The following is a 21,604-nucleotide window of genomic DNA, read 5'->3' on the forward strand; positions in this document are numbered from 1 at the left end:
CCGTGCCTGTCGGCACGGCCGTTCGTCGGGTACATCAGCGACCGCCCTGCGTCGGCGCGGTGCCGAGGGTGACCTCGACGGTCTTTTCGCCGAGTCCCTTGGCGTCGGTGTAGGTGATCTTCACCTTGTCCCCCGGCGCGTGCGAGCGGACCGCCGCGATCAGGGCGTCACCGCTGTCGATGACTCGATCGTCGACCCGGGTGATCACCGCGCCCCCTGGGATCCCGGCCTGCTCGGCGGGACCACCGGGCGAGACGTCCTTGACGCCTGCCCCGTGCGAATCATCCTTGGAGGGAACCGTGACACCGATGATCGCCTGCGAGGCCTTGCCGGTCTTGCTCAGCTCGTCGGCGATGCGCCGGGCCTGGTCGACCGGGATCGCGAATCCGAGGCCGATCGAGCCGCCCTGCTGGCCGCCCGCCTGGGCGCCGCCGAGCGTGGCGATCGCCGTGTTGATGCCGATCAGCTTGCCCTCCATGTCGACGAGCGCCCCACCGGAGTTGCCGGGGTTGATCGCCGCGTCGGTCTGGATGGCGTCGATGACCGTGCTCTGGTTCGCGGCCTCCCCGCTGGTGGACACCGGCCGGTTCAGCGAGGAGATGATGCCGCTGGTGACGGTGCCGGCCAAACCGAGCGGCGAGCCGATCGCCACGACGCCCTGACCGACCTGGAGGTCGGCGGAGTTGCCCAGCTCGATCGGGGTCAGGTCGTTCTTGCCGTCGACCTTGATCACCGCGAGGTCCGACATCGGGTCCGTGCCGACCAGCTTGGCGGAGGCGGTGGATCCATCGGAGAACGCGACCATGATCTTGCCGTCCGGCCCTGCGCCCGCCGCGACGTGATTGTTGGTCAGGATCAGCCCGTCCGAGGACAGGATGACGCCCGAGCCCTCGCCCTCGGCCTGCCTGCCCGCGACCTGGATCTGCACCACGCTCGGCAGCACCTTCTGCGCCACCGCCTGCACGGAGCCCGCGGGCGCGTTCGCCGCCGGCTTGGCGTTGGCCTGCGGGGCGTTCAGCGAGTTCGTGACCGGCCCGGAGCTGTCGCCCGCGGCCCAGGCGCCCGCGAGGCCGCCGATACCGCCGCTGACCAGGGCCAGCGCGATCGCACCGGTGGCGAGGGCGACGCGGGAGGGCCGGGGCTTGGTGGTCGTGGACGCACCGAGAGCGGTGGCCGCGTCCGCGGTCGGGGCGGTGGCGCCTGCCCCCGCGGTCGGGTACTGCTCGGTCGGCCGGTAGGCGCCATACGGCGCCTGCGCGTACCCCTGCTGCTGATAGGGCTGCTGGTACTGCGGGTACGCCGCGGTCGGCTCGGCCGACGCCTGCTCGTGGCCCGCCTGCGGCATTCCGACGGTCGGCGGGGTCGACTGGTGGCTGGGCTGCGCCGGCTCATGGCCCGGCTGCGGCTGGTTCGGCTGACTGCTGCGGTCGTCGGTCATCGCGTTTGGTATCCGTTTCTCCCCTGCGCGCCCTCGGCGCACTGTGTTCGATCTCGTTACTCACGACTCTGCACGAGCGGTCTGAGAGGGCGCTGAGATCAGGCTGTCAGTTTGCCGAGACCCTTCCTGTCGCCTGTCCGCCCGGCACGAACTCGGCCTCTCCCGGCAGCACGATCGTGATGAGCGCGCCCCCGAGCTCGGACGGGCCCGCCTCGACGGTGCCGCCGTGCTTGACCACGACCTGCCGGACGATGGCCAGCCCCAGCCCGGATCCGGGCATCGACCGGGCGGCGGTCGACCGGTGGAACCGCTCGAACACCAGCTGTCGGTCCTCCTCCGGGATGCCGGGGCCCGCGTCGGCGACGGTCAGCGCGAGGTGGCCGCCGTCGAGCTGCTGCATCCGGACCTGGACTGCCTGGCCGGGCGGACTCCACTTGGCCGCGTTGTCGAGCACGTTCAGCACGGCCCTCGCGAGGCCTGCACCGTCGCCGTAGACGAACCACGGCGTCGTGTGTGCCTCGAAGTCGACCTCGTTGCGCCGCCTACGGACCCGTTCGAGCGAGCGTTCCACGGTGTCGCTGAGATCGATCCGCTCGTGCACGGTCTCGGGCGCATCCTCCCGGGCCAGATCGACGAGATCGCCCACCAGGGTGGAGAGCTCCTCGATCTGCGCGACCACGTCCTCGCGCAGTTCCGCCATGTCCTCGTCCGGAATCTGCGGCGCCCCAGGGCGTCCCGCCGCGATGAGCAATTCCATGTTGGTGCGGAGCGAGGTCAGAGGTGTACGCAGTTCGTGGCCCGCGTCCGCGACCAGCCGGCTCTGCCGGTCTCGCGACTCGGCGAGCGCCCGCAGCATCGTGTTGAACGACACGGTCAGCCGCGCCAACTCGTCGTTGCCGGTAACCGGGATCGGGGTGAGGTCGTCGGTTTTGGCGACCCGCTCGGCGGCCGCGGTGAGACGCGCGATCGGTCGTAATCCTGTTCGTCCCACTGCCATTCCGGCCAGGGCGGCGAGTCCGACTCCGCAACCGCCGACGGTGAACAGCACCCACGCGAGCCGATCGAGCACCTCCCCCGTCGTGGCCAGGCGTTGCGCGATCACCAGGGTGCTGCCGAGATTCGTCCGCTGGGTGAGCACGCGCTGGCCGTCGACGGTGCGCAGCGAGCTGTCGTGTTCGCCCTTGGCCACCGACATCTCGGCGTTCCCGATCGGCGCGTTGGAGCCGGGCGGCATGTACACGTTCTGGTCCGGGAAGATCAGCGCGACGCTGATGTCGTCCGAGTAGAAGGTGGCCAGCGAGATGTACCGGAAGTCCATCGCGTCGAGGTTGTTGTCGATGAGGGTGGCCGAGCGGGTACGCAGCTGCGAGTCGACCTCGGCGTAGAGCGCGCGGGAGACCACCGCGTACGCGGCGATGGCCATGACCGCGACCGCGATCGCCACCACCGAGGCCGCGAGCAGGGTGACGCGCCAGCGCAGCGACACCGACCGCGTCAGCGGCATCGGTGGCCGCATCTCGGGCATCGGTGCCTGCTCGCCGTTGACGCCAGTGCCGTTCGTGGCCGTGCCGTTCCGACCGAAGGGGGCAACCATCACGGGGGCGTCTCCCGGAGCACGTAGCCCACACCGCGCACGGTGTGGATGAGGCGGGATTCCCCCTCCGCCTCGGTCTTTCGCCGCAGATAGCCCACATACACCTCCAGTGCGTTGCCCGAGGTCGGGAAGTCGTAGCCCCATACCTCCTCGAGGATGCGGCTGCGGGTGAGCACCCGGCGCGGATTCGCCATCAACATCTCGAGCAGTGAGAACTCGGTGCGAGTGAGGCTGATCGAGCGGCCCGCCCTGGTGACCTCGCGGGTGACCGGGTCGAGGGTGAGGTCCTCGAAGGTCATCGCCTCCGATTCGGCCCCCACGTCGGGCGTGGCACGGCGCAGCAGCGCGCGCAGCCGGGCGAGCAACTCCTCGAGCGCGAATGGCTTGGGCAGGTAGTCGTCTGCACCCGCGTCGAGGCCCGCGACGCGCTCCGACACCGAGTCCCGCGCCGTCAGAACGAGGATCGGCAGGTCGTCACCCGTGCTGCGCAGCCGCCGGCACACCTCGAGCCCGTCGAGGCGCGGCATCATCACGTCCAGCACCAGCGCGTCGGGTCGCGCCGCCGCGACCTTCTCGAGCGCGTCGACGCCGTCGACGGCGAGGTCGACGGTGTAGCTGTTGAAGGTCAGGGATCGGCGGAGGGATTCCCGCACGGCACGGTCGTCGTCGACCACCAGGATGCGCATGGTCACAGTTTGACCCCACGAACTGAGATCACGCTGAGAGGGGTCTGAGCGGCGGCGGTCAATTGTGACCCCTCAGCTCTCGGACACCCGGGGGCCGGGCAGGTTCCAGTGCCGCCACAGCGCGAGCAGTCGTACCGTCGAGGCCGACACCGTGCCCACCACGAGCCCGAGGTTCGGCGTGAGCCCGAACTCCAGGCACGCCACCGTGACGGTGGACCCGATCAGCGCGGGCACCGCGTACAGATCGCGGTGCAGCAGCAGCGGCATCTCGTTGACGAGCATGTCGCGCAGCACGCCGCCGCCGATCGCGGTGGTCGCCCCGATCAGGCACGCGGCCTGATTGCTGGCGCCCACGGCGAGCGCGATGACCGCGCCGCTGCTGGCGAACAGCCCCATGCCGATGGCGTCGAGCACCAGGATCTCGCGGCGCAGTTTCGAGACCGCCGGGTGCAGGAAGAACACGATCACGGACGTGACCAACGCGGTGGTGAAGTTCGGCCAGGTGTTCAGCGCGGTCGGCGGGTGGATGCCGAGGAGCACGTCGCGGATGACACCGCCGCCGATGGCGGTGAACACCCCGAGCAGACAGACCCCGAAGATGTCGAGGCGCTTGCTGACACCGACGAGGGCGCCGGAGGCGGCGAACGCCACGACGCCGATCAACTCCAGCACCTTGAGCAGCACCGGTCCAGGGTGCCACGGCGGCGGGCGGTCAGCCGTCAGCCGGTCCGGGACCGGCCGACGGCCATCGGGTCAGCGCGCGCCGGGTTCGTAGACTCCGAGCCGCACCGCACGGACCAGTCGCCGCGGCACCCGGTGGGACACCCCACCGACGGTCACCTCGACCAGGTCCGGTGCGGTGGCCTTCCACTGGGCTCGGCGGTTGCGGGTGTTCGAGCGCGACATGCGTCGCTTCGGGACTGCCATTTCCTGTTCGCTCCTTCTGTTGTGTCAGGTGAGGCCGTCAGCGAGCGCGCTTGCCGTATCGGCGCTCGAACTTCTCGACGCGGCCCGCGGTGTCCATCAGCCGGGCGGCTCCGGTCCAGAACGGGTGCGACTCGTTGGTCACGTCGACCACGACGAGGGGGTAGCGGTTGCCGTCCTCCCAGTCGATGCTGCGGTCGCTGACGACGGTGGACCTGGTCAGGAAGGTCGACCCCGTGGCCGAGTCCTGGAAGACCACCGGGTGGTAGTCGGGGTGGATGCCGTTCTTCATGCGCGATCCTCTCTGTTGGTCTCGCCGGGTAGCGAGTCGATTGCCTGCTGTCCTGGCCCGCCGTCGGTGTCCCCGTCCCCGCAGGGGTCCTCGTGCCATTCCCCGAACGGGTCCGGCCAGTTCCCCCAGTCGGACTCGTGCCGCAGTTCCTCGTCGGTGACAAGGGCCCACCGCAGGGTCCGGTCGATGTGGTCCGGGTCCGGGGCGTGCACGAGCACGATCAGCGAGGTGTCGCGGTCGCCGAACCGCTCGTCCCAGCGCAGCGCCGCCATGGCCCGGCGTGCGGTCGACACCGACTCCTGCTCCGCCGCGGTCATCGCCGCGAGCCAGCGTCCGGCGGCGGCGACCCGCAGCCCGCCGCCCGCGGATTCGAGCCAGCACACGTGCTCGGGCTGGGTGGCCAACCACAGTCGGCCGCGCGCGGTGACCACGCCGTCCAGCAGCACGTCGACGGCCTCGTGCAGGCGCTCCGGATGGAAGGGACGATCGGCGGTGAACTCGATGATCGAGACGCCACAGTCCTCGTCGAGCGGCGGTTGCCCACGCAGCAGGGCCGAGTGTGCGTCGCCGACCTCGCCTCGCCTGGCGCCCGCGGGAATCCGCGCTAGCAGCCGCTCGGCCTCGACCGCGCCGCCCTCGGCCACCCAGTCGATCGGCGCCGACGGCGCCAGCCGGGTCAGCACCGCGTGCAGCTTCGCCTGCGCCCAGCCGTCGGCCGCGCGACCGGAGACCACGAGGGCGTCGGCGTAGTCGACCTGCCCGACGACCAGCTGCGCGACCGTGCGCTCGTCGTCGCCGCCCGCCGTCAGTCCCCGATCGTCCAACCCGTCGTCGCCGGTCGCGTCGTCGAGCCAGGTCGCGGCGTCGATGCAGGTGACAACGGCCTCGACCCGCACGTCGCGCGATGCCGGACCGTCGATCTGCCCGACCACTCCCGCGACCGCGACGTGCTCGATCGCCCAGCACAGCGCCTCGGGTTCGAGCGCCCGGTCCAGGTGCAGCACGATCCGCCGGACCGAGCTGCGCGCGTGCAGGCGGCGCAGCAGGGGCAGCAGGTCCTCGCGGAGCGTGCAGGAGACGCAGCCGTGGGCGAGCTCGAGAATGTGGGTCCGCACGATGCCGTCGGTCCCGGTGACCGTGCGGCGCAGGACGCCCTCCCCCAGGTGACCGAGATCGTGATGCACCAGCACGGTTCCGTCGCCGAGTAGGGCCCGCGCGGTGGCGTCGACGGCGTCCGTCCACCCCGACACCAGAACCAGCGGCGTCCGCGGATCACTCACCTCAACACCTCTTTCGATAACGATTGTCATTAGCTGATAGCAACGCTACAGTGAACTCACGCTGTTGTCGAAAATGATTGTCATCTCTATGCGAGAGGGCTCAGGAGGAACACCATGTCGGCGCACTGCCAGGTGACCGGACGCAAACCGGGATTCGGTAAATCCGTGTCCCACTCCCACACGCGGACCAACCGCCGGTGGGACCCGAACATCCAGAAGAGGACCTACTACCTGGCCGGCGAGGGCCGACGCATCACGCTCACCGTGTCCGCGAAGGGCATCAAGACCATCGACCGGGACGGCATCGAGGCCGTCGTGGCCCGGATCCGCGCACGGGGAGGAAAGGTCTGATGGCGCGCAACGAGATCCGTCCGATCGTGAAGCTCAAGTCCACAGCGGGCACCGGGTACACCTACGTCACCCGCAAGAACCGCCGCAACGACCCGGACCGGATGGTGCTCCGCAAGTACGACCCGGTGGTCCGCAGGCACGTCGATTTCAGGGAAGAGCGCTAGGCATGGCCAAGAAGTCCAAGATCGCCAAGAACGAGCAACGCAAGCTCGTGGTCGCCCGGTTCGCCGAGCGCCGGGCCGAACTGAAGGAGGTCATCCGGCGACCGTCGAGCACCGACGAGGAGCATGCGAGCGCCCGCACCGCCCTGCAGCGTCTGCCGCGCGATGCGAGTCCGGTACGATTGCGAAATCGTGACGCTGCGGACGGACGTCCGCGAGGTCACCTACGGAAATTCGGCCTGTCTCGTGTGCGTGTGCGCGAGATGGCCCATCGTGGGGAACTGCCAGGCGTCCGCAAGTCCAGCTGGTAATTCGAGCCGTAAGGGAAGCAATGGCAGTCAAGAGAGCCCCGTCCAAGAAGCCGCGCGGCGCTGACGCGGGCCGCAAGCCCAAGAAGAACCCGCTTTTCGCGGCGAAGATCACGCACGTCGACTACAAGGACGTGAACCTGCTCCGCACGTTCATCTCCGACCGCGGCAAGATCCGTAGCCGTCGCGTCACTGGCCTGACCCCGCAGCAGCAGCGTCAGGTTGCCGTCGCGGTGAAGAACGCCCGCGAGATGGCCCTGCTGCCGTTCACCAGCACCAGCCGGTAGTCAGCGCAGAACCCGAGGCCGCGCAGTCCGCAAGGACTGCGCGGCCTTCTGCGTTCCCGGGCGCCTCGCCGAGTGTGCAGCTACCCACGCGCCCTCCCGGCATTTGCCCCGACAACTGCACACTCGACCGTCAGCTGCGGACCACGTCGAGCAGCGCGGGGTCGACGACATCGGCCAGGCGGTCCCACGGCACCGTGATCACCACCAACCCGATCGCGTGCGGACCCACCTGGTAGTCCGAGAAGTGGACCTCCATCCCGGCGGGCGTCGGCAGCCAGTTCGCGAAGTTGAGCTCGGTTGGCGCGATCCCCTCGCGCTCGAATTCCTCACCGGCCGCGGTGGCGGGCAGCAACCGAGCGGACTCCTCGGAGAGCCGGTTCAGCCCGGCCTGCAGGTCGGGAAACAACGCCGCCAGCGTGATCGGCTGAGCATCGTCGACGCCCACCACCACCGTGGCGACCAGCGGGGTGGGGTGCGCCCCGGGCGGGTTGGCATTCCACGAGGTCACCAGCAGGCCGCTGACCACCCGACCCCCGATCCGGGCGAACGCCTCCCGGCCCTCCAACGTGAACCGTTCATCGCCGGGGCCGTCGATCTGGTCCTGCAAGGCCGCCGCGACGGACTCGTTGAACTCGGCGGCCACCGCGGGATTGCCGCCCTCGATCCGCGGGAGCGTGACGTCGTAACGAACGCGCCCGGTGTCGCCGGTCGACCGGCTGGTGGTCGCGATGTACGGCCCGGAGGCCTGCGGACCGTCGGCCGTGGAGGGCGTCACCTCCGACGTCACCGCCGGCGCGGACGACTGCACCGCTGACGGCTCGGGCACCGCGGTCCCACCGCCGCCCGAGGAACAGGCCGCAAGGCCGGCGACGAGCACGAGCGCCACGGCTCCTCGGCGCAGGATGCGGGACGCTCGCATGGGTGCACTCCTCTCGACGGGTGGATCCATGATGCGCCCAGCGCCGGTCCCGCGAGGCGCTCCGGAGTTCTCCGCGTGGCGGACGACTAGACTCTTGCGGGTTCTATGAGGAGGTCCGCGGGGTGTCAGGTGTGTTCGCGGGCTTCACGGTCATCTTCGTCGTCATCGCCATCGGCTACATCCTCGGCCGGACACGGGTGCTCGGCGAGCACGGCGAATTCGTGCTCGGGCGGTTGGTGTTCTTCGTCGCCACCCCAGCGCTGCTCTTCGACACCCTCGCCACCGCCGACCTGGCGACGGTCTTCTCCCCCACCCTCGCGGTCGCCGCGGCCACGGCCTTCGCGGTCGGCGGCGTGTACCTGGCGATCGCGCTCGGCTGGCTGCGCAGGCCCCTGCCCGAATCCACGATCGGGGCGCTGGCCGCCTCCTACGTGAACTCCGCCAACCTGGGCATCCCGATCTCGGTGTTCGTGCTCGGCGACGCATCGTTCGTGGCACCGCTGCTGCTGTTCCAGATCGTGGTGTACTCCCCGATCGCGCTGACCGCGCTCGACCTGGCGACCACCCGCAAGGGCACCTCGATCCGCGACACCCTCATCACCCCGTTCCTCAACCCCATCGTGGTCGCCGGAATCGCCGGACTCGTGGTTGCCATCGCCGGCTGGACGCTGCCGGAATCGCTGATCCAGCCGTTCCGGCTCATCGGCGGCGCCTCCGTGCCCGGGGCGCTGCTGGCCTTCGGGTTGTCGCTGTACGGGGTCCGCGTGCTGCAACGCGGCGTCAGTCCCCGCCGCGAGATCGCGCTCGCCTCGGTGCTCAAGATCCTGGTCCAGCCGATGTTGGCCTACCTGATGGCCCGGTTCCTGCTCGGCCTCGACGGCCACGACCTGTTCGCAGTTGTGGTCGTCTCCGCGCTGCCGACCGCGCAGAACGTGTTCGTCTACGCCAGCCGCTACCAGCGCGGCACGGTGCTCGCCCGCGACACCGCCCTGGTCACCACCCTGGCCTCTATCCCCGCCATCGCGCTCGTCGCCTGGGCGCTGGCCTGACCCGCCGACACTCGCGGGGACGGCCGCCCAGCGCGCTCGGCGCGTTACGGTGAGCTCATGCGCACCCTCGTCGTCGCGGCCCTGCTGAGCCTGGCCCTGGCCGGTTGCGCCTCCTCGGACCCGGAAACCGCCCCGAGCTCACCCGCGGTGACCACGCAGGCACCGATCGTCGAGGGGACGAGCCCGGCGCCGGCGCCGGTGAACGACCCCGACGCCGAGCCCGGCATGATGTTCACGGCCGACCCGACCATCGTCGATGCGCACCCCACCCCCTTCGAGTCCTACACCGTGGTGGGCGAGGCAGGCGACCGCGTGGCCGTGCACTTCACCGCCGGGGCCCCCGAGTGCTACGGCGCCGATGCCACCGTCACCGAGTCCGCCGCCGGCGTCACCATCGCGTTGCGCACCGGCACCAGGGCGGACGCGGTGGACCGGGTCTGCGTCATGATCGCGGTGCAGGCCACCCTCGAGGTGCAGCTCGCCGCGCCTCTCGGCAACCGACAGGTGATCAGCGGCTAGCGCCAACCGACCCGTTCAGCGCCGACGCAGGCGCATGTAGTCGCTGACCACCGCCGCACCGAGCCCGTCCAGGTCCGGGGCCACCACCCGGCCGCCGACCCGCTGCGCCATCTTGTCGACCACCCTGGCCAGTCCCGAATCGTCGCCGAGCCGGAATATCGTCACCGCAGCGCCGAGCCGCGCGAGGTTGTCGAACTCACGGACGGTGAGCCCCAACGTCTTCGGGTGCGGCGGATAGTCGAAGAAAGCGTGCCCGTCCGGTTCGAGGTGTGCCGTCGGTTCCCCATCCGTGACGATGAGGACGACTGGTTGCGCGTTCGGATTGCGCCGTAGGTGCCTGCCCGCGAGCAACAACGCGTGGTGGAGGTTGGTGCCCTGGTCCCAGGCGCCGTCGAGCCCCGCCAGCTCGGCCGGGGTGAGCTGCTGCGCCAGTCGGCCGAACGCGATCAGCTGGAGGTCGTCGCCGCGAAAGCGCGTGGTGATCAGGTGGTTCAACGCCAGGGCCGTGCGCTTCATCGGCACCCACCTGCCGTCCATCACCATCGAGAACGAGGTGTCGACGAGCAGCGCGACCGCGGCGTGCACGCGCTGCTCGGTCTCGGCGATCTCGACGTCCGAGACCTGCAGCTGAATCCGATCCGAAGTCAGCGGATTCCCCTGCTGCGCCGCACGGAGCACCGCGTTCGTCACCGTCCGCGTCACGTCCCACGGCTCGGTGTCGCCGAACTCCCAGCCCCGGCTGGCCCCCGTCGGCTCCCCCGTCGCGCCTGCCCGCTGGGTGTCGCGCTCGCCGCTCCGACCCGAGAGTCGCTGCGCCACATCCCGGAACGCCGACTGCCCGAGCTCGCGCATGGCCTTCGGCGAGAGCCGCCACTGGCCGTCCGCCCCGCGGGCGAGGAAGCCCTGCCGCTGCAGCGCCTGCTCCAGCTCGGCCAGCGTGCGGGCGTCGGCCGCCGCGCCGTCACCGAGCTGTCGGGCCAGGGCCTCCGGGTCGATGTCGTCGAGCTGCGCGCCCGCGTATTGCTGGGAGAGCTGCTCGGCGAGCTGCTCCAGCTCCGCAATGTCCGCCAGGGCCCCCGTCCCCTCCCCCAGTCCCATCCCGTCGTCACCGCGGAAGCGCTGGGTGCCGTCCCAGTCCTCGCCGGGACGAGCCGACCGCAGGTTCGCGTCCAGGCGGTCCAGCTGATCGATCAGGCTGGGGCTGCCGAACGCCTGCTGCGCCAACGCGTCCAGCTCGGCACGCTGCTCGGTGGTGAGCGAGTTGCGCAGCCGCTGAGCAGCCGCGGCCCGTCGCGCCAGCGAATCGAGCAGCTCCTCGGTGTTGCGCGGGTTCTCCGGGAAGTAGTCGCCGTGCTCCGCCATGAACTCGTCGAAGTCGGACTGGGTGTCCTCGCCGCGAGAGTGCTTGTCCAGCAGGTCGTTCAGGTCGCGGAGCATCGCGTCGATGCGGTCACGATCCTCGTCGGTCGCGCCGGCGAGGGCCTCCTTCATCCCCGCGAACCGCTGATCGAGCAACTCCCGCCCGAGCAGCTCGCGGATCTTCTCGTAGTCCTCGCGGGCCGACGCGTCGCGCCAGCGGTACTCCGACAGGTCCCGGACGGCCTGGGCCGTCGACGAGGGCAGCTCGTCGAGCTGCAGTTCGGAGAACCGGGCGTCGTCGTCCAGCGCGCGCGCCAGCTCCTTGCGCTCGGCCAGCAGCGCACGCTCCAACAGCTCGCGGACCTCGTCGAGGGTGCCACCGAGATGATTGCGCTCCAACAGCTCTCGCCTGCGCCGATTCGCCCGCGCCGCGAGGTCGTCGAGCCCGCGGGTGTCCGCGGTGCCGCGTCGCATCAGCTCCCGCAGCGCCCGTCGGGGAGACGCGCCCTCGAGCACGTCGTTGCCGATCGCCTCCAGCGCCTCCCGGAGATCCACCGGCGGGAGCAGCGGATCCGGTCCACCCTGGTACGGCCCGTACCGCGCCCGGTGCGGATCACCCCGGCCCCCTGACCGGGGACGCCGGGAACCGGGCCGCGGCGGCTCGGTCATCCGCTGTACACCAGCTGTCCGTCTTCGTCGGGGAACTTCGCGATGCGGCGGGCCAGGTACAGCCCCTCCAACGCCAGCTCCACCGCGGACGCCCGCGCCCCCGTGCTCTCGGCACCGAAGCGCTCGGCCACCTCGTCCAGCACATCGATCTCGGGCAGCTCGCCGAGCAGGTCCTTCGCGGTAACGCGGTCGCCGGTGACCACCGGTCCGCCCGCCTCGACCGCCGCCACCAGGGGCGCCAGGTCCACGCCACCGAGCCGCTCGCGCACCGTGTCCGCGGTCGCCCGGCGCAGCAGGTGCTCGAGCACGTCCAACTCGCGGCCCTCCTCGCCGGACTCGAACTCCACCTTGCCGCGCAGCACCTCGATCACCGTGCCCAGATCGACCGGCCGCGCCACCGGATCTGACTCACCGAGCACCGCTCCGCGGTGCACCGCGGCCGCGCTGACGGTCTCGGCGCCTGCCACCGCGAATCGGGCGGACACCCCCGAACGCTGGTCCACGGAGGAGGACTCGCGCAGCAGCCGGGTGAACCGGGCCAGGATCTCCAGGAGGTGGTCGGGCACCTCGGCGCGCAGGTGCGCCTCCTGCTCGATGACCGCGATCTCGTCCTCGAGCGCGGCCGGGTAGTGGGTGCGGATCTCGGCGCCGAAGCGGTCCTTCAGCGGGGTGATGATGCGGCCGCGGTTCGTGTAGTCCTCCGGGTTCGCGCTGGCCACCAGGACCACGTCCAGCGGCAGCCGCAGGGTGTATCCGCGCACCTGGATGTCGCGCTCCTCCATCACGTTCAGCAGCGAGACCTGGATCCGTTCGGCCAGGTCGGGCAGCTCGTTGATGCCGACGATGCCGCGATGCGCGCGCGGGACCAACCCGAAGTGGATGGTCTCCGGGTCGCCAAGGCTGCGGCCCTCGGCGACCTTCACCGGATCCACGTCGCCGACCAGGTCCGCCACCGAGGTGTCCGGGGTCGCGAGCTTCTCCGAGTAGCGCTCGTCGCGGTGCCGCCAGGCCACCGGCAGCTCGTCCCCCATGGCGGCCGCGCGGCGGATCGAGGCGGGCGTGATCGGCTCGTACGGGTGCTCGCCCAGCTCCGAGCCCTCGATCACCGGGGTCCACTCGTCGAGCAGCAGCGGCAGGGTCCGCAGCAGCCGGGTCTTGCCCTGGCCACGCTCGCCGAGCAGCACGACGTCGTGGCCGGCGATCAGGGCCCGCTCGAGCTGCGGCAGCACCGTGTCGCCGAAACCGACGATCCCCGGCCACGGCTCGCGGCCGTCGCGCAGCGCCGCGAGCAGGTTCTCTCGCATCTCGTCCCGGACCGGTCGCAGCACGTGTCCGGACGCGCGAAGTTCGCCGACCGTGCGCGGAAAACCATCGGGGGCCATGGCAGTCACCACTTCACGCTACGAGCGTTCGGCGAATTCGGCACGCGTGTGGCCAAATCGGCATCTACCGCGCCGCGTGCCGCGTGGCCGATTCGAGACCTCGGATCGCGGACATCGCGGCACACCGAGGGGTAGTTTTCCGCGGGTGCGGGTTGCACTCGGCAGTCCGCCGCGTCGAGATGCGGAGTACCCATCATGACTGCGGAGCACGATCACGACACCACCCCACCTGCGAACAAGCGCCTGCTGGCCCTCGCCGTGGTCCTGCTGCTGCTGCCGATCGTCGCCATCCTGTGGGTCTCGACCTACGCGCGCAGTGGCCCCGAACTGGGCGGCGTGCCCTTCTTCTTCTGGTACCAGTTCCTGTGGGTGTTCCTCTGCGCAGGCGCCACCTGGTCGGCCTACAAGATCGTGCTGAAGGCCCGCCCGCACCGGCCGATGACCGAGGGGCCCGCGCCCGAGGTCACCGACGGCGGGTCCGACCGGTGACCACGCTGGCCGCGAGCGACACCGGCGTCAACGGCGTGGCCCTGGCCGTCCTGATCGCCCTGTTCACGCTCGTCACGGTGATGGGATTCCTGGCCTCGCGCTGGCGCCGGGCGTCGAACCTGCAGACCCTCGACGAGTGGGGGCTCGGCGGCCGAAGCTTCGGCACCTGGGTGACGTGGTTCCTGATCGGCGGCGACATCTACACCGCGTACACCTTCATCGCGGTGCCTGCCGCGATGTTCGCGCTCGGCTCGGTGAGCGGCTTCTTCGCGATCCCGTACGCGATCGTGGTGTACCCGATCATCTTCGTCTTCATGTCGCGACTGTGGTCGGTGAGCCACCGGCACGGGTACGTCACCACCGCAGACTTCGTCGGCGGCCGGTACGGCTCCCGCTGGCTCTCGCTGGCGATGGCGCTGACCGGCATCCTCGCGACCATGCCGTACATCGCGCTGCAGCTGGTGGGCATCCAGGCCGTGCTCGAGGTCATCGGCATCGGCGGCGCGGACAACGTGATCGCCAAAGACCTGCCCCTGCTCATCGCGTTCGCGGTACTGGCCGCCTACACCTACTCGTCGGGCCTGCGCGCGCCCGCGATCATCGCGTTCGTCAAGGACACGCTGATCTACCTGGTCATCATCGTGGCTGTGATCTACCTGCCGTCCCGCTACGGCGGCTGGGGCCACATCTTCGACGCCGCCGAGGCGAAGATGGCCACCCCGAATCCCGCCACCGGTAAACCGACCGGGACATTCATCCCGAACAGCCAGCAGTACTGGGCCTACGCGACACTGGCGCTCGGCTCGGCCCTGGCACTGTTCATGTACCCGCACTCGATCACAGCCACCCTGTCGTCGAAGTCCCGCAACACCATTCGGCGCAACGCCGCGATCCTGCCCGCCTACACGTTCCTGCTGGGCCTGCTCGCCCTGCTCGGCTGGGTGGCGATCGCCGCGGGCACCAAGCCGATCGGGCTGGACGGCAAACCCAATGCGCAGCTGGTGGTCCCGCAGCTGTTCGAGGACGCCTTCCCCGCCTGGTTCGCCGGGGTCGCGTTCTCGGCGATCGCGATCGGCGCGCTGGTGCCCGCGGCGATCATGTCCATCGCGGCCGCAAATCTGTTCACCCGCAACGTGTACCGCGAATGGTTCAGGCCCGGCGCGACACCCGCGCAGGAGGCCAAGGTCAGCAAACTGACCTCGTTGTTCGTCAAGTTCGTCGCGCTGATCTTCGTGCTGACCCTCGACAAGCAGAACGCCATCAACTTCCAGCTGCTTGGCGGCATCTGGATCCTGCAGACGTTCCCCGCCATCGTGTTCGGGCTCTACACCCGCTGGTTCCATCGGTGGGCGCTGCTCGCGGGATGGGCGGTCGGCATGGTGTACGGCACGATCGCGGCGTACAACGTCTCGTCCGCCACCGCGGCGCATTTCGCCGGATCGCTAGCCTCGATCCCCGGCATCGCGCAGATGGGCTACATCGCGTTGACGGCGTTCGTGGTCAACATCATCGTCGCGGCGGTGCTCACGCTGGTCATGCGGGCGGTCAAGGCCCCGGACGGGGTGGACGCGACCATCAGGGGCGACTACTTCGCGGACGCGGGCGATCCCCGGGTCGCGCCGCTGCCGCCGACCCCGACGGAGGCCACCCCCAGCCCGTGACGGATGAATCCGGTGGGCACGCCGCGGAAGACTCCTAGACTCTGCCCATGGAGACCTGGCTGCTGCCCGCCCTGCTCGGACTCGGACTGGCCGCCGCCACCGGCCTGCGCACCTTCCTGCCGCTGCTGATGCTCAGCGCGGCCGCACACTTCGAGCTGTTCGGCATCTCCCTCGGCGAGAGCTTCGCGTGGGTCGGGTCGACCGGCGCGTTGGTCGCCCTTGCCGCCGCCACCGCCGCTGAGCTGCTCGCCGATCTGATCCCGTTGGTGGACAACGCACTCGGGGTGTTCGGCACCATCTCGAGGCCGATCGCGGCGGCCATCGCGGCGGGCGCGGTGTTCACCGACCTCGACCCGTCGACCGCGGTGATCGCGGGCATCATCGTCGGCGCGCCCACCGCGCTCGCGTTCAGCGCGGCGCAGACCGGAACCCGCGCGGTGAGCACCGCGACCACCGGAGGTCTCGCGAACCCCGCGCTGTCGGTGATCGAGGACGGCGTCTCGTTCGGCATGGTGCTGGTGGCCTTCCTGCTGCCCCTGCTCACCCCGCTGGTGCTGGGCCTGATGCTGTGGTTCGCATGGAAGGGCGGCGCGCGCCGGGTGCGGGCGCTGCGTTCTTAGGGCAGTACCCAGCACCCGGCGCACCGGGGCTCAGCCCGGGATCTGGCCGGCCAGCGCGTTCCGCTTGAAGTCGGAGAACTGGCGGCTGTCCGAGCAGAAGCCGCAGCTCGGACCGAAGAACTCGGCGCGGGCGTTCGCGTCGTCCATCAGCCAGTACCGGAGCCAGGCCGTGGACGGTGCGCGCATGTCCCCGCCCGAGATGCCGGTGCCGAAGTGGGTGGCGCCGCGCAGTTCCGCGTACTCCGCCGGGACGTGGTCGGCGTCGTTGTACATGCCCTTCACCAGGATCGGCCACACGATCGCGTCGAACTGCCCGGCGAGGAACAGCACGGGCTCGTCTATCAGATCGACGTCGTTGAGCGGTCCCGGCTGGATCGCGACGACGGTGTCCACCCGGGGGTCGACGGCGGCGTTGATCGCGCCCGATCCGCCCTGGGAGTGTCCCGCGGATCCGACCCGGTCCAGGTCCACCTTGCCGTGGAAGACGCTGGCGGGGTCGGCGTTGAGGTTCTCGATGAGGTCGATGCCGCTGCGCATGGTGATCGCGAAGTTGCTCGCGGGCGTGTTGGCCGCGACCACGATGAAGCCGTGGCTTGCGTAGTGCCGCAGCAGCAGGGTGTAGGCGCCGGGGAGCACCCCGGTGCCGTTGCCCCAGATGACCACGGGATGCTTCTCGCCGCGCGCCCCCATGTTCTGCGGGTAGTACAGCGTGTGCACCGCACCGATGCTGACCTCCGGCGTATAGGGACCGGGCGCGGCCCAGTTCCGCCCGACGCTCGGGATGCCCTCGGCCTGCGCGGGCGCGGCGACGGCCGTCAGTGTCACCGCGGTGACCGCGGCCGTGACGGCGGCGGCCAGCCAGGCGCGGAGGATGGAGGTGCGAGTGCGCATGCGCGAACACCTTCCCTTTCGATAGTCGCCCGAGGGCGGGTTGCGCACCGGCACAGCATGACTCCGGGCCGGTGACGGGGAGTTCCTGGCGTGAAAGCTATGCCGCGCCCTCGACACGTGCAGCCGAAATCCGATCTCCGCGCGGGCCTTGTGCCCGAGCACAATCGGGCGGCCCCTGCACTGGCTCGGCTGCCCAGATCGGGCTATCGGCGAGCGGCCTCGACAGCCAGCGCCAGCTCGATCATCGCGCGCGGGTCGGTGATGGATCGGGCGGTGAGGTCCTCGATCCGCCGCAACCGGTTCAGGACGGTGTTGCGGTGACAGAACAGCGTCGTGGCCGCGCCCGCAGCCGAGCCGCCCGCGTCCAGCCAGGCGGTGACGGTGTCGAGCAGCAGGTCGCGTTCCACCGGCGGCAACCGGAGCACCGGGCCCAGCACCACCGTTCGGAGTCGCTCCGCGAGATCCGGCTGGGCGGCGACCAGTGCGATCGGCAGCCGCCGATCGAGCACCACCACCTCGTCGGTGTCGGGCCCGCAGGTCTGCAACGCGATCTCGGCGAGCCAACGGGCCCTGGCCAGCTCGGCCAGCGAACCCACCACCGGGCTGATCCCGGCGGCCACGCCCTGTTCCTCCAGCAGCCTGGCGGGCTCGGCCACCTCGTCCGACCCGAGCGAGATCAGCCCCACCTCGTGATCCGCGCGGATCCGCCACAGGATGTGGAAGCCCCCGGTCGCCGAGTAGCCCCGGTCCCGGGGCAGACCGGCACCCCGCCCGACCGACCGCACCACGGCCACCGCGTAGCGGCCGCGCTCGGCCAGCCCAAGAAACGCCGACGCCTCCGCGACGAGGCCCGCTCCCCCGCCGACGGGGAAGTCGGCTCCCGGCCCGCCGAGCAGGACGTCGAGCACGGCGTTCCGCCGCTCGCCGTCCCGCGCCAGGCGCTCGGATTCCGCCTCATGGTAGGCATCGGCGACCGCGCCGACGAGGAGGTCGACGATGTCCCACAGGTCGCCCACGCACGGCAGGAGGTCGGGCAGCGAGGCCGGATACTCCTCGGCCACCGTCTCGATCATGGCCTGCCAGAGCAGCCGGCAGCCGCGTCGGTACGCGTCCTGCAGCGAGGACAGCGGCAGGCCCTGCTCGGCCCGGGTCCGGCCGGTCCAGGCGGCGTCGGAGAGGTCGACGGGACGATCCTCGGAGCGATCCAGCATCGAGGTCATGGCCTGGCCGAGGTTGTGCAGGATCGTGTCCCGCAGCTCCGCGGGGGCGACCAACGCGGCGTAGGCGCCGTCCTCGGCGAGGATCTGCTCGGCCAGCCCCGCGGCGATCGCGGGCAGTCGCCCCGAGAGCGGTCGCGCCACCGCGGTCAGGATGTGTGAGGCGTTGTCCCCGTCGCGCACCCAGCCGCCGCCCTTCTCCGCGAGACCATCCCGCGGCCGCAGGCACGGTGCGCGATGAGCAGGATGGTAGCCCGCGGGGCGGCGCCGACGGGCTCGTTCCCCGGCCCCCCGCTCTGGTAGACAGTGGGCCATGGCCGACACCGAGATCACCTTTGCCAGCGGCGACGTCACCCTGCACGGCAGCCTGCGGCTCCCCGACGGCGTGTCGGGCCCGGTGCCCGCGGCGCTGCTCCTCGCCGGCAGCGGGCCGACCGACCGCAACGGGGACAGCGCCCTGATGCCCGGGTCCATCGGCACCCTCCGCTTCCTGGCCGACACGATGGCGGACGCCGGCTTCGCGAGCCTGCGCTACGACAAGCTCGGCAGCGGGGAGACCGGACTGGGGCCGTACGAGGTCGAGGACGTCGCGGGGCTCGGCTTCTCCACCTTCGTGGACGCGGCCGCCGACGGGCTGGATTACCTTGCGGCGCAACCAGATGTCGATGCGGACCGGCTGCTGGTGGTCGGGCACAGCGAGGGCGCTCTGGTCGGGCTCGCCCTCGCCGTCGCGGACGACGCCCCTGCCCTCGCCGGACTCGGCCTGCTCGAGCCGCTCGCGGTCCGGCTGCTGGACCTGCTGACCCGGCAGATCAACGCGCAGGTGGACGGCGCCCTCGGCGCCGGGGCGCTCCCGCTCGAGCTGGCCGACGAGCTGCGCACCGCGCTGACCGAGGCCGTCGAGTCGTTGCGCGCCGACGGTACCCTCCCCGACGACCTGCCCGAGCCGCTGCGGATGGCCGGGTTCGTGCCGGTCAACGCCAAGGCGCTCGCCGAGGAGGACGCGCTCGACCCGCGCGTGCTGGCGGGCGCGCTGCCCGCGGGACTGCGGGTGCTGACCAGTTGCTCGGCGCGGGACACCCAGGTCGCGGACGCCGACGTGGACGCGCTGGACGTGGCGCTGGCCGCCGCAGCGTTGACATCGGTGCGGATGACCACGGCCAATCACGTGCTCAAGGAGATCGGCGAGCGGGACTCGACCGGCGCCGACTACATCGAGGACCTGCCCTACTCAGCGGAGTTCACCGCCGGGTTCCGGAACTGGCTCGCCGGGCTCTAGGCCACGTCTCCCGACCTGTTCGACTGGTTGGACGCGAGATCGATCTCGTCAGCTCTCCCACGAGATGTTCGTGGCATGCCGGTCCGAATCGAAGCGAACGACCAGGAGTTGATCGGAATCATCCGGCGACAGCGTGAAGTCGATCCAGCTCACCAGTCCGCCACCCTCGCCCACAGACAAGACGAACGCCTTCGGGTCCAGGAGAGCCACCAGCTCGTCCGCCGTCGCGCGTTGACCTCGATACGCCTCGTGCGCTTTCCGAACCTCGGGAAGGTCGAGCTCGTCCGTGTGGAACTCCACGAACTGGGCGACCTGCGTCCCCGTGCCGAGATCCTCCACGAGGAGCTTGCGCGCCTTGCCGACCAACTCGGGGAACGCGTCGATGAGGACACCCGTCTCACCCAGGAGCTCGCCGTTCCGAGAGACACTCTCGAAGATGCTCAACCACACGGGCACAGCACCGTTCGGCGTTCGAATGGTGACCTCGTCAGCAAATCCGGTTTCGGTGTCCAACGACAGCGGACCCACCGACTCCGAATGAATTGTCACCTGCATCCCGCAAGCATGCCCTAGTTGTCCCGGGCAGCGGGCGTCCCGGGCCCGCGGCCGTCTCGGGCCCGCGGCCGTCTCGGGCCCGCGGCCGTCGCCGAGCGTGCAGCTGCCGTCGCGCCTACCCGAGCGATGTCCCGACAACTGCACTCTCGGCCGATCTGTGGACAACCGAATCGGTTCTCCACAGATCGCCGCGGACCCTGTCGGAGCCGTGACCCATCGGCCAGTCTCGACGGATGGGGGAATTCGACGAACCGTTCTCGGGCAGCGAGGCCGTGGCGGTCGGCACTGTGACCGACCGGCAACTACGCCTGAACTTCCACCGGATCCACCGAGATGTGTACATCGCCAAGGGAATCGGGATCGACGCGATCCTCCGCGCGCGGGCCGCGGCGCTCTGGGCCGGCGAGGACGGGATCCTCGCCGGGATGTCCGCCGCGGCGGTGCACGGCACCAAATGGATCGACCCGGGCACCCGCGCGGAGCTGTTCCGGACGGGCAGCAGGCGCAGCACGTCGGGAGTGCTGATCCACGGTGACGCACTGGGTCCGGACGAGATCTGCCTCGCCGGTGGGTGGCTCGCGTCGACCCCGGCCCGCACCGGCTACGACCTCGGCCGTCGGCTGCCGTTCGACCGCGCGGTCGAGATGCTCGACGCACTCTGCAACGCCACCGACACGAAGCCCGAGGAGATCCGTGCGGTCGCCGAGAATCACAGCGGGGCAAGGGGAATCATCCAGCTCCGTCATGTCCTCGAACTCGTCGACGGCGGCGCGGAGTCGCCGCAGGAGACCCGAACCCGGCTGCTGCTGATCGACGGCGGGTTGCCGCGCCCGTCGACGCAGATCGTCGTCCGGGACGGGCGAGGCCGCGTCGTCGCGCGGTCGGACATGGGATGGGAACGCTGGAAGGTTCTCGTGGAATACGACGGCGAGCAGCACTGGACCGACGAGAGCCAACGCGCGTGGGATGTCGAGCGACTCGAACTGCTGGCGAACCTCGGGTGGCGGGTGGTCCGCGTCGGTTCCGCGCAGCTGCGACTGCGTCCGCACACGGTCGCCAAGCGCGCCCGTGCCGCGCTGTGGGAGGCGGGCGCCCCGGTCTGACCACCCCGTCGAGTGTGCAGATTCCGTCGTCCCATCTCGGCCGATGCACCGGCAGATGCACTCTCGGCGGCCCAGGCGCGGGAATCCGAGATGCGCTGGCCGCCGGCGTGCTGTAGCGTTCTCGCCTAACCAACGACGCCTAGACCGAAGGGACGGCCACAATGACGCATTACGCGCACCTCAGCGCCGTACCCGCGTGGCAGTGCCACATGTCGGCCAAGCGCGTATCCCGAGAACGATCCTGACGTAGCGGATCCGTTCTCGGCACCCAGGGCACACGCCCGGGTGCCGTTTCTTTTACTACCCCCAGCATTTCAACAGCAAGGAAATCCCATGAAGCTTCGTATCAGCCAACTGTCCACGGCACCGCCGCTGACCTCCCTTCCCGCCGACCTCACCGGCCACGCGGTCACCCTCGACCTGTCCCACACCGACGCCGCCCAGCGCGCGGCCGCGACCGACCTGGCCCGCGAGCTGCTCGACCGCGGCGCCGCCCGGATCGTGATCTCCGGGTCGGCCGCCTGACGACCGCGTCGAGTGTGCAGCTACCGGGGCATCGCCCGGGTAGGAA

General features: G+C 70.5%; 25 protein-coding genes. 12 read left to right on the top strand and 13 right to left on the bottom strand.

What is annotated here, in order from left to right:
* Window positions 1-34: 34 nt before the first annotated feature.
* The 7 genes from JOE46_RS12345 to mrf form a co-directional block, all read right to left on the bottom strand.
* Window positions 35-1,438 carry a S1C family serine protease gene (locus tag JOE46_RS12345; protein ID WP_097213989.1) on the bottom strand — a complete coding sequence of 468 codons (1,404 nt, stop codon included), beginning with the start codon at window positions 1,436-1,438 and terminating at the stop codon, window positions 35-37.
* A gap of 106 nt (window positions 1,439-1,544) precedes the next feature.
* Window positions 1,545-3,032, bottom strand: a complete 1,488-nt coding sequence (locus JOE46_RS12350) for a HAMP domain-containing sensor histidine kinase (RefSeq protein ID WP_209929093.1) — start codon at window positions 3,030-3,032, stop codon at window positions 1,545-1,547.
* Window positions 3,032-3,718, bottom strand: a complete 687-nt coding sequence (locus JOE46_RS12355) for a response regulator transcription factor (protein WP_097214007.1) — start codon at window positions 3,716-3,718, stop codon at window positions 3,032-3,034. Before JOE46_RS12355 ends, JOE46_RS12350 begins: the two co-directional genes overlap by 1 nt.
* A 72-nt stretch (window positions 3,719-3,790) precedes the next feature.
* Entirely contained in the window at window positions 3,791-4,402 is a 612-nt protein-coding gene (locus JOE46_RS12360) for a trimeric intracellular cation channel family protein (protein ID WP_097213987.1), read from the bottom strand.
* Between the two features lie 69 nt (window positions 4,403-4,471).
* Window positions 4,472-4,645, bottom strand: a complete 174-nt coding sequence (rpmF, locus tag JOE46_RS12365) for a 50S ribosomal protein L32 (RefSeq protein WP_097213986.1) — start codon at window positions 4,643-4,645, stop codon at window positions 4,472-4,474.
* A gap of 37 nt (window positions 4,646-4,682) precedes the next feature.
* Entirely contained in the window at window positions 4,683-4,934 is a 252-nt protein-coding gene (locus JOE46_RS12370; protein WP_097213985.1) for a type B 50S ribosomal protein L31, read from the bottom strand.
* Complete coding sequence (gene mrf, locus JOE46_RS12375; protein WP_209927387.1) at window positions 4,931-6,244, bottom strand: ribosome hibernation factor-recruiting GTPase MRF; 1,314 nt, start codon at window positions 6,242-6,244, stop codon at window positions 4,931-4,933. The genes JOE46_RS12370 and mrf overlap by 4 nt, the downstream gene beginning before the upstream one ends.
* An 84-nt stretch (window positions 6,245-6,328) precedes the next feature.
* Here mrf and rpmB point away from each other — a divergent pair, with 84 nt between their 5' ends.
* The 4 genes from rpmB to rpsR are packed head-to-tail and all read left to right on the top strand — an operon-like array spanning window position 6,329 to window position 7,321.
* Entirely contained in the window at window positions 6,329-6,565 is a 237-nt protein-coding gene (gene rpmB, locus JOE46_RS12380) for a 50S ribosomal protein L28 (RefSeq protein WP_209927389.1), read from the top strand.
* Window positions 6,565-6,729 (top strand): 50S ribosomal protein L33, encoded by a 165-nt coding sequence (rpmG, locus tag JOE46_RS12385; RefSeq protein WP_027500790.1) that lies wholly within the window; start codon window positions 6,565-6,567, stop codon window positions 6,727-6,729. The genes rpmB and rpmG overlap by 1 nt, the downstream gene beginning before the upstream one ends.
* 2 nt (window positions 6,730-6,731) lie before the next feature.
* The gene (rpsN, locus tag JOE46_RS12390) at window positions 6,732-7,037 is read left to right on the top strand and encodes a 30S ribosomal protein S14 (protein ID WP_209927391.1); all 306 of its coding nucleotides are present in this window, start codon (window positions 6,732-6,734) and stop codon (window positions 7,035-7,037) included.
* Window positions 7,038-7,057: 20 nt separating this feature from the next.
* A complete protein-coding gene (gene rpsR, locus JOE46_RS12395; RefSeq protein ID WP_027500792.1) occupies window positions 7,058-7,321 on the top strand; it encodes a 30S ribosomal protein S18 in 264 nt (87 codons plus the stop codon).
* Between the two features lie 130 nt (window positions 7,322-7,451).
* Here rpsR and JOE46_RS12400 read toward each other — a convergent pair whose 3' ends face one another.
* A complete protein-coding gene (locus JOE46_RS12400; RefSeq protein ID WP_097213982.1) occupies window positions 7,452-8,240 on the bottom strand; it encodes an RsiV family protein in 789 nt (262 codons plus the stop codon).
* Window positions 8,241-8,362: 122 nt separating this feature from the next.
* Between JOE46_RS12400 and JOE46_RS12405 the strand changes: the two genes are divergently transcribed.
* Window positions 8,363-9,289 (top strand): AEC family transporter, encoded by a 927-nt coding sequence (locus JOE46_RS12405; RefSeq protein ID WP_209927393.1) that lies wholly within the window; start codon window positions 8,363-8,365, stop codon window positions 9,287-9,289.
* A gap of 57 nt (window positions 9,290-9,346) precedes the next feature.
* The gene (locus JOE46_RS12410) at window positions 9,347-9,808 is read left to right on the top strand and encodes a hypothetical protein (protein ID WP_097213980.1); all 462 of its coding nucleotides are present in this window, start codon (window positions 9,347-9,349) and stop codon (window positions 9,806-9,808) included.
* 15 nt (window positions 9,809-9,823) lie between these two features.
* On the opposite strand, the gene JOE46_RS12415 is transcribed toward JOE46_RS12410, so the two are convergent.
* Together JOE46_RS12415 and JOE46_RS12420 are read right to left on the bottom strand one after the other, a co-directional pair.
* The gene (locus JOE46_RS12415) at window positions 9,824-11,836 is read right to left on the bottom strand and encodes a VWA domain-containing protein (RefSeq protein WP_245221036.1); all 2,013 of its coding nucleotides are present in this window, start codon (window positions 11,834-11,836) and stop codon (window positions 9,824-9,826) included.
* Window positions 11,833-13,218 (bottom strand): sigma 54-interacting transcriptional regulator, encoded by a 1,386-nt coding sequence (locus tag JOE46_RS12420; RefSeq protein ID WP_097213979.1) that lies wholly within the window; start codon window positions 13,216-13,218, stop codon window positions 11,833-11,835. The genes JOE46_RS12415 and JOE46_RS12420 overlap by 4 nt, the downstream gene beginning before the upstream one ends.
* Window positions 13,219-13,413: 195 nt before the next feature.
* Here JOE46_RS12420 and JOE46_RS12425 point away from each other — a divergent pair, with 195 nt between their 5' ends.
* The 3 genes from JOE46_RS12425 to JOE46_RS12435 are packed head-to-tail and all read left to right on the top strand — an operon-like array spanning window position 13,414 to window position 15,988.
* Window positions 13,414-13,707, top strand: a complete 294-nt coding sequence (locus JOE46_RS12425) for a DUF3311 domain-containing protein (protein ID WP_097213978.1) — start codon at window positions 13,414-13,416, stop codon at window positions 13,705-13,707.
* Window positions 13,704-15,368 carry a monocarboxylate uptake permease MctP gene (gene mctP / locus JOE46_RS12430; RefSeq protein ID WP_307861284.1) on the top strand — a complete coding sequence of 555 codons (1,665 nt, stop codon included), beginning with the start codon at window positions 13,704-13,706 and terminating at the stop codon, window positions 15,366-15,368. The genes JOE46_RS12425 and mctP overlap by 4 nt, the downstream gene beginning before the upstream one ends.
* Before the next feature lie 47 nt (window positions 15,369-15,415).
* The gene (locus JOE46_RS12435) at window positions 15,416-15,988 is read left to right on the top strand and encodes a DUF4126 domain-containing protein (protein WP_209927396.1); all 573 of its coding nucleotides are present in this window, start codon (window positions 15,416-15,418) and stop codon (window positions 15,986-15,988) included.
* A gap of 30 nt (window positions 15,989-16,018) precedes the next feature.
* Here the strand turns inward: JOE46_RS12435 and JOE46_RS12440 are convergent, their stop codons facing one another.
* Window positions 16,019-16,879, bottom strand: a complete 861-nt coding sequence (locus tag JOE46_RS12440) for an acetylxylan esterase (RefSeq protein WP_209927398.1) — start codon at window positions 16,877-16,879, stop codon at window positions 16,019-16,021.
* Between the two features lie 203 nt (window positions 16,880-17,082).
* Entirely contained in the window at window positions 17,083-18,279 is a 1,197-nt protein-coding gene (locus tag JOE46_RS12445) for a helix-turn-helix domain-containing protein (protein WP_209927400.1), read from the bottom strand.
* Window positions 18,280-18,409: 130 nt separating this feature from the next.
* Here JOE46_RS12445 and JOE46_RS12450 point away from each other — a divergent pair, with 130 nt between their 5' ends.
* Window positions 18,410-19,375, top strand: a complete 966-nt coding sequence (locus JOE46_RS12450; protein WP_209927402.1) for a S9 family peptidase — start codon at window positions 18,410-18,412, stop codon at window positions 19,373-19,375.
* A gap of 48 nt (window positions 19,376-19,423) precedes the next feature.
* Here JOE46_RS12450 and JOE46_RS12455 read toward each other — a convergent pair whose 3' ends face one another.
* Window positions 19,424-19,930, bottom strand: coding sequence for a DUF2004 domain-containing protein (locus JOE46_RS12455; RefSeq protein ID WP_209927404.1), 507 nt, complete (start codon window positions 19,928-19,930; stop codon window positions 19,424-19,426).
* Window positions 19,931-20,163: 233 nt separating this feature from the next.
* On the opposite strand from JOE46_RS12455, the gene JOE46_RS12460 reads away from it, so the two are divergent.
* Together JOE46_RS12460 and JOE46_RS12465 are read left to right on the top strand one after the other, a co-directional pair.
* The gene (locus tag JOE46_RS12460; RefSeq protein ID WP_209927406.1) at window positions 20,164-21,033 is read left to right on the top strand and encodes an endonuclease domain-containing protein; all 870 of its coding nucleotides are present in this window, start codon (window positions 20,164-20,166) and stop codon (window positions 21,031-21,033) included.
* Window positions 21,034-21,366: 333 nt separating this feature from the next.
* Window positions 21,367-21,558 (top strand): hypothetical protein, encoded by a 192-nt coding sequence (locus tag JOE46_RS12465; protein WP_027500842.1) that lies wholly within the window; start codon window positions 21,367-21,369, stop codon window positions 21,556-21,558.
* The last annotated feature ends 46 nt before the right edge of the window (window positions 21,559-21,604 follow it).

The sequence above is a fragment of the Rhodococcus sp. PvR099 genome, from assembly GCF_017833315.1.
Classification (GTDB): Bacteria; Actinomycetota; Actinomycetes; order Mycobacteriales; family Mycobacteriaceae; genus Rhodococcus_G; species Rhodococcus_G oryzae.

Coding starts and splice junctions, on each gene's coding strand:
- JOE46_RS12370 (WP_097213985.1), bottom strand. CDS start 4,934: ATGAAGAACGGCATCCACCCCGACTACCACCCGGTGGTCTTCCAGGAC.
- JOE46_RS12440 (WP_209927398.1), bottom strand. CDS start 16,879: ATGCGCACTCGCACCTCCATCCTCCGCGCCTGGCTGGCCGCCGCCGTC.
- JOE46_RS12435 (WP_209927396.1), top strand. CDS start 15,416: ATGGAGACCTGGCTGCTGCCCGCCCTGCTCGGACTCGGACTGGCCGCC.
- mrf (WP_209927387.1), bottom strand. CDS start 6,244: ATGACAATCGTTATCGAAAGAGGTGTTGAGGTGAGTGATCCGCGGACG.
- JOE46_RS12355 (WP_097214007.1), bottom strand. CDS start 3,718: ATGCGCATCCTGGTGGTCGACGACGACCGTGCCGTGCGGGAATCCCTC.
- rpsR (WP_027500792.1), top strand. CDS start 7,058: ATGGCAGTCAAGAGAGCCCCGTCCAAGAAGCCGCGCGGCGCTGACGCG.
- JOE46_RS12425 (WP_097213978.1), top strand. CDS start 13,414: ATGACTGCGGAGCACGATCACGACACCACCCCACCTGCGAACAAGCGC.
- rpmF (WP_097213986.1), bottom strand. CDS start 4,645: ATGGCAGTCCCGAAGCGACGCATGTCGCGCTCGAACACCCGCAACCGC.
- JOE46_RS12400 (WP_097213982.1), bottom strand. CDS start 8,240: ATGCGAGCGTCCCGCATCCTGCGCCGAGGAGCCGTGGCGCTCGTGCTC.
- JOE46_RS12415 (WP_245221036.1), bottom strand. CDS start 11,836: ATGACCGAGCCGCCGCGGCCCGGTTCCCGGCGTCCCCGGTCAGGGGGC.
- JOE46_RS12460 (WP_209927406.1), top strand. CDS start 20,164: ATGGGGGAATTCGACGAACCGTTCTCGGGCAGCGAGGCCGTGGCGGTC.
- JOE46_RS12420 (WP_097213979.1), bottom strand. CDS start 13,218: ATGGCCCCCGATGGTTTTCCGCGCACGGTCGGCGAACTTCGCGCGTCC.
- JOE46_RS12345 (WP_097213989.1), bottom strand. CDS start 1,438: ATGACCGACGACCGCAGCAGTCAGCCGAACCAGCCGCAGCCGGGCCAT.
- JOE46_RS12350 (WP_209929093.1), bottom strand. CDS start 3,032: ATGGTTGCCCCCTTCGGTCGGAACGGCACGGCCACGAACGGCACTGGC.
- JOE46_RS12455 (WP_209927404.1), bottom strand. CDS start 19,930: ATGCAGGTGACAATTCATTCGGAGTCGGTGGGTCCGCTGTCGTTGGAC.
- JOE46_RS12465 (WP_027500842.1), top strand. CDS start 21,367: ATGAAGCTTCGTATCAGCCAACTGTCCACGGCACCGCCGCTGACCTCC.
- JOE46_RS12450 (WP_209927402.1), top strand. CDS start 18,410: ATGGCCGACACCGAGATCACCTTTGCCAGCGGCGACGTCACCCTGCAC.
- rpmB (WP_209927389.1), top strand. CDS start 6,329: ATGTCGGCGCACTGCCAGGTGACCGGACGCAAACCGGGATTCGGTAAA.
- rpsN (WP_209927391.1), top strand. CDS start 6,732: ATGGCCAAGAAGTCCAAGATCGCCAAGAACGAGCAACGCAAGCTCGTG.
- JOE46_RS12410 (WP_097213980.1), top strand. CDS start 9,347: ATGCGCACCCTCGTCGTCGCGGCCCTGCTGAGCCTGGCCCTGGCCGGT.
- rpmG (WP_027500790.1), top strand. CDS start 6,565: ATGGCGCGCAACGAGATCCGTCCGATCGTGAAGCTCAAGTCCACAGCG.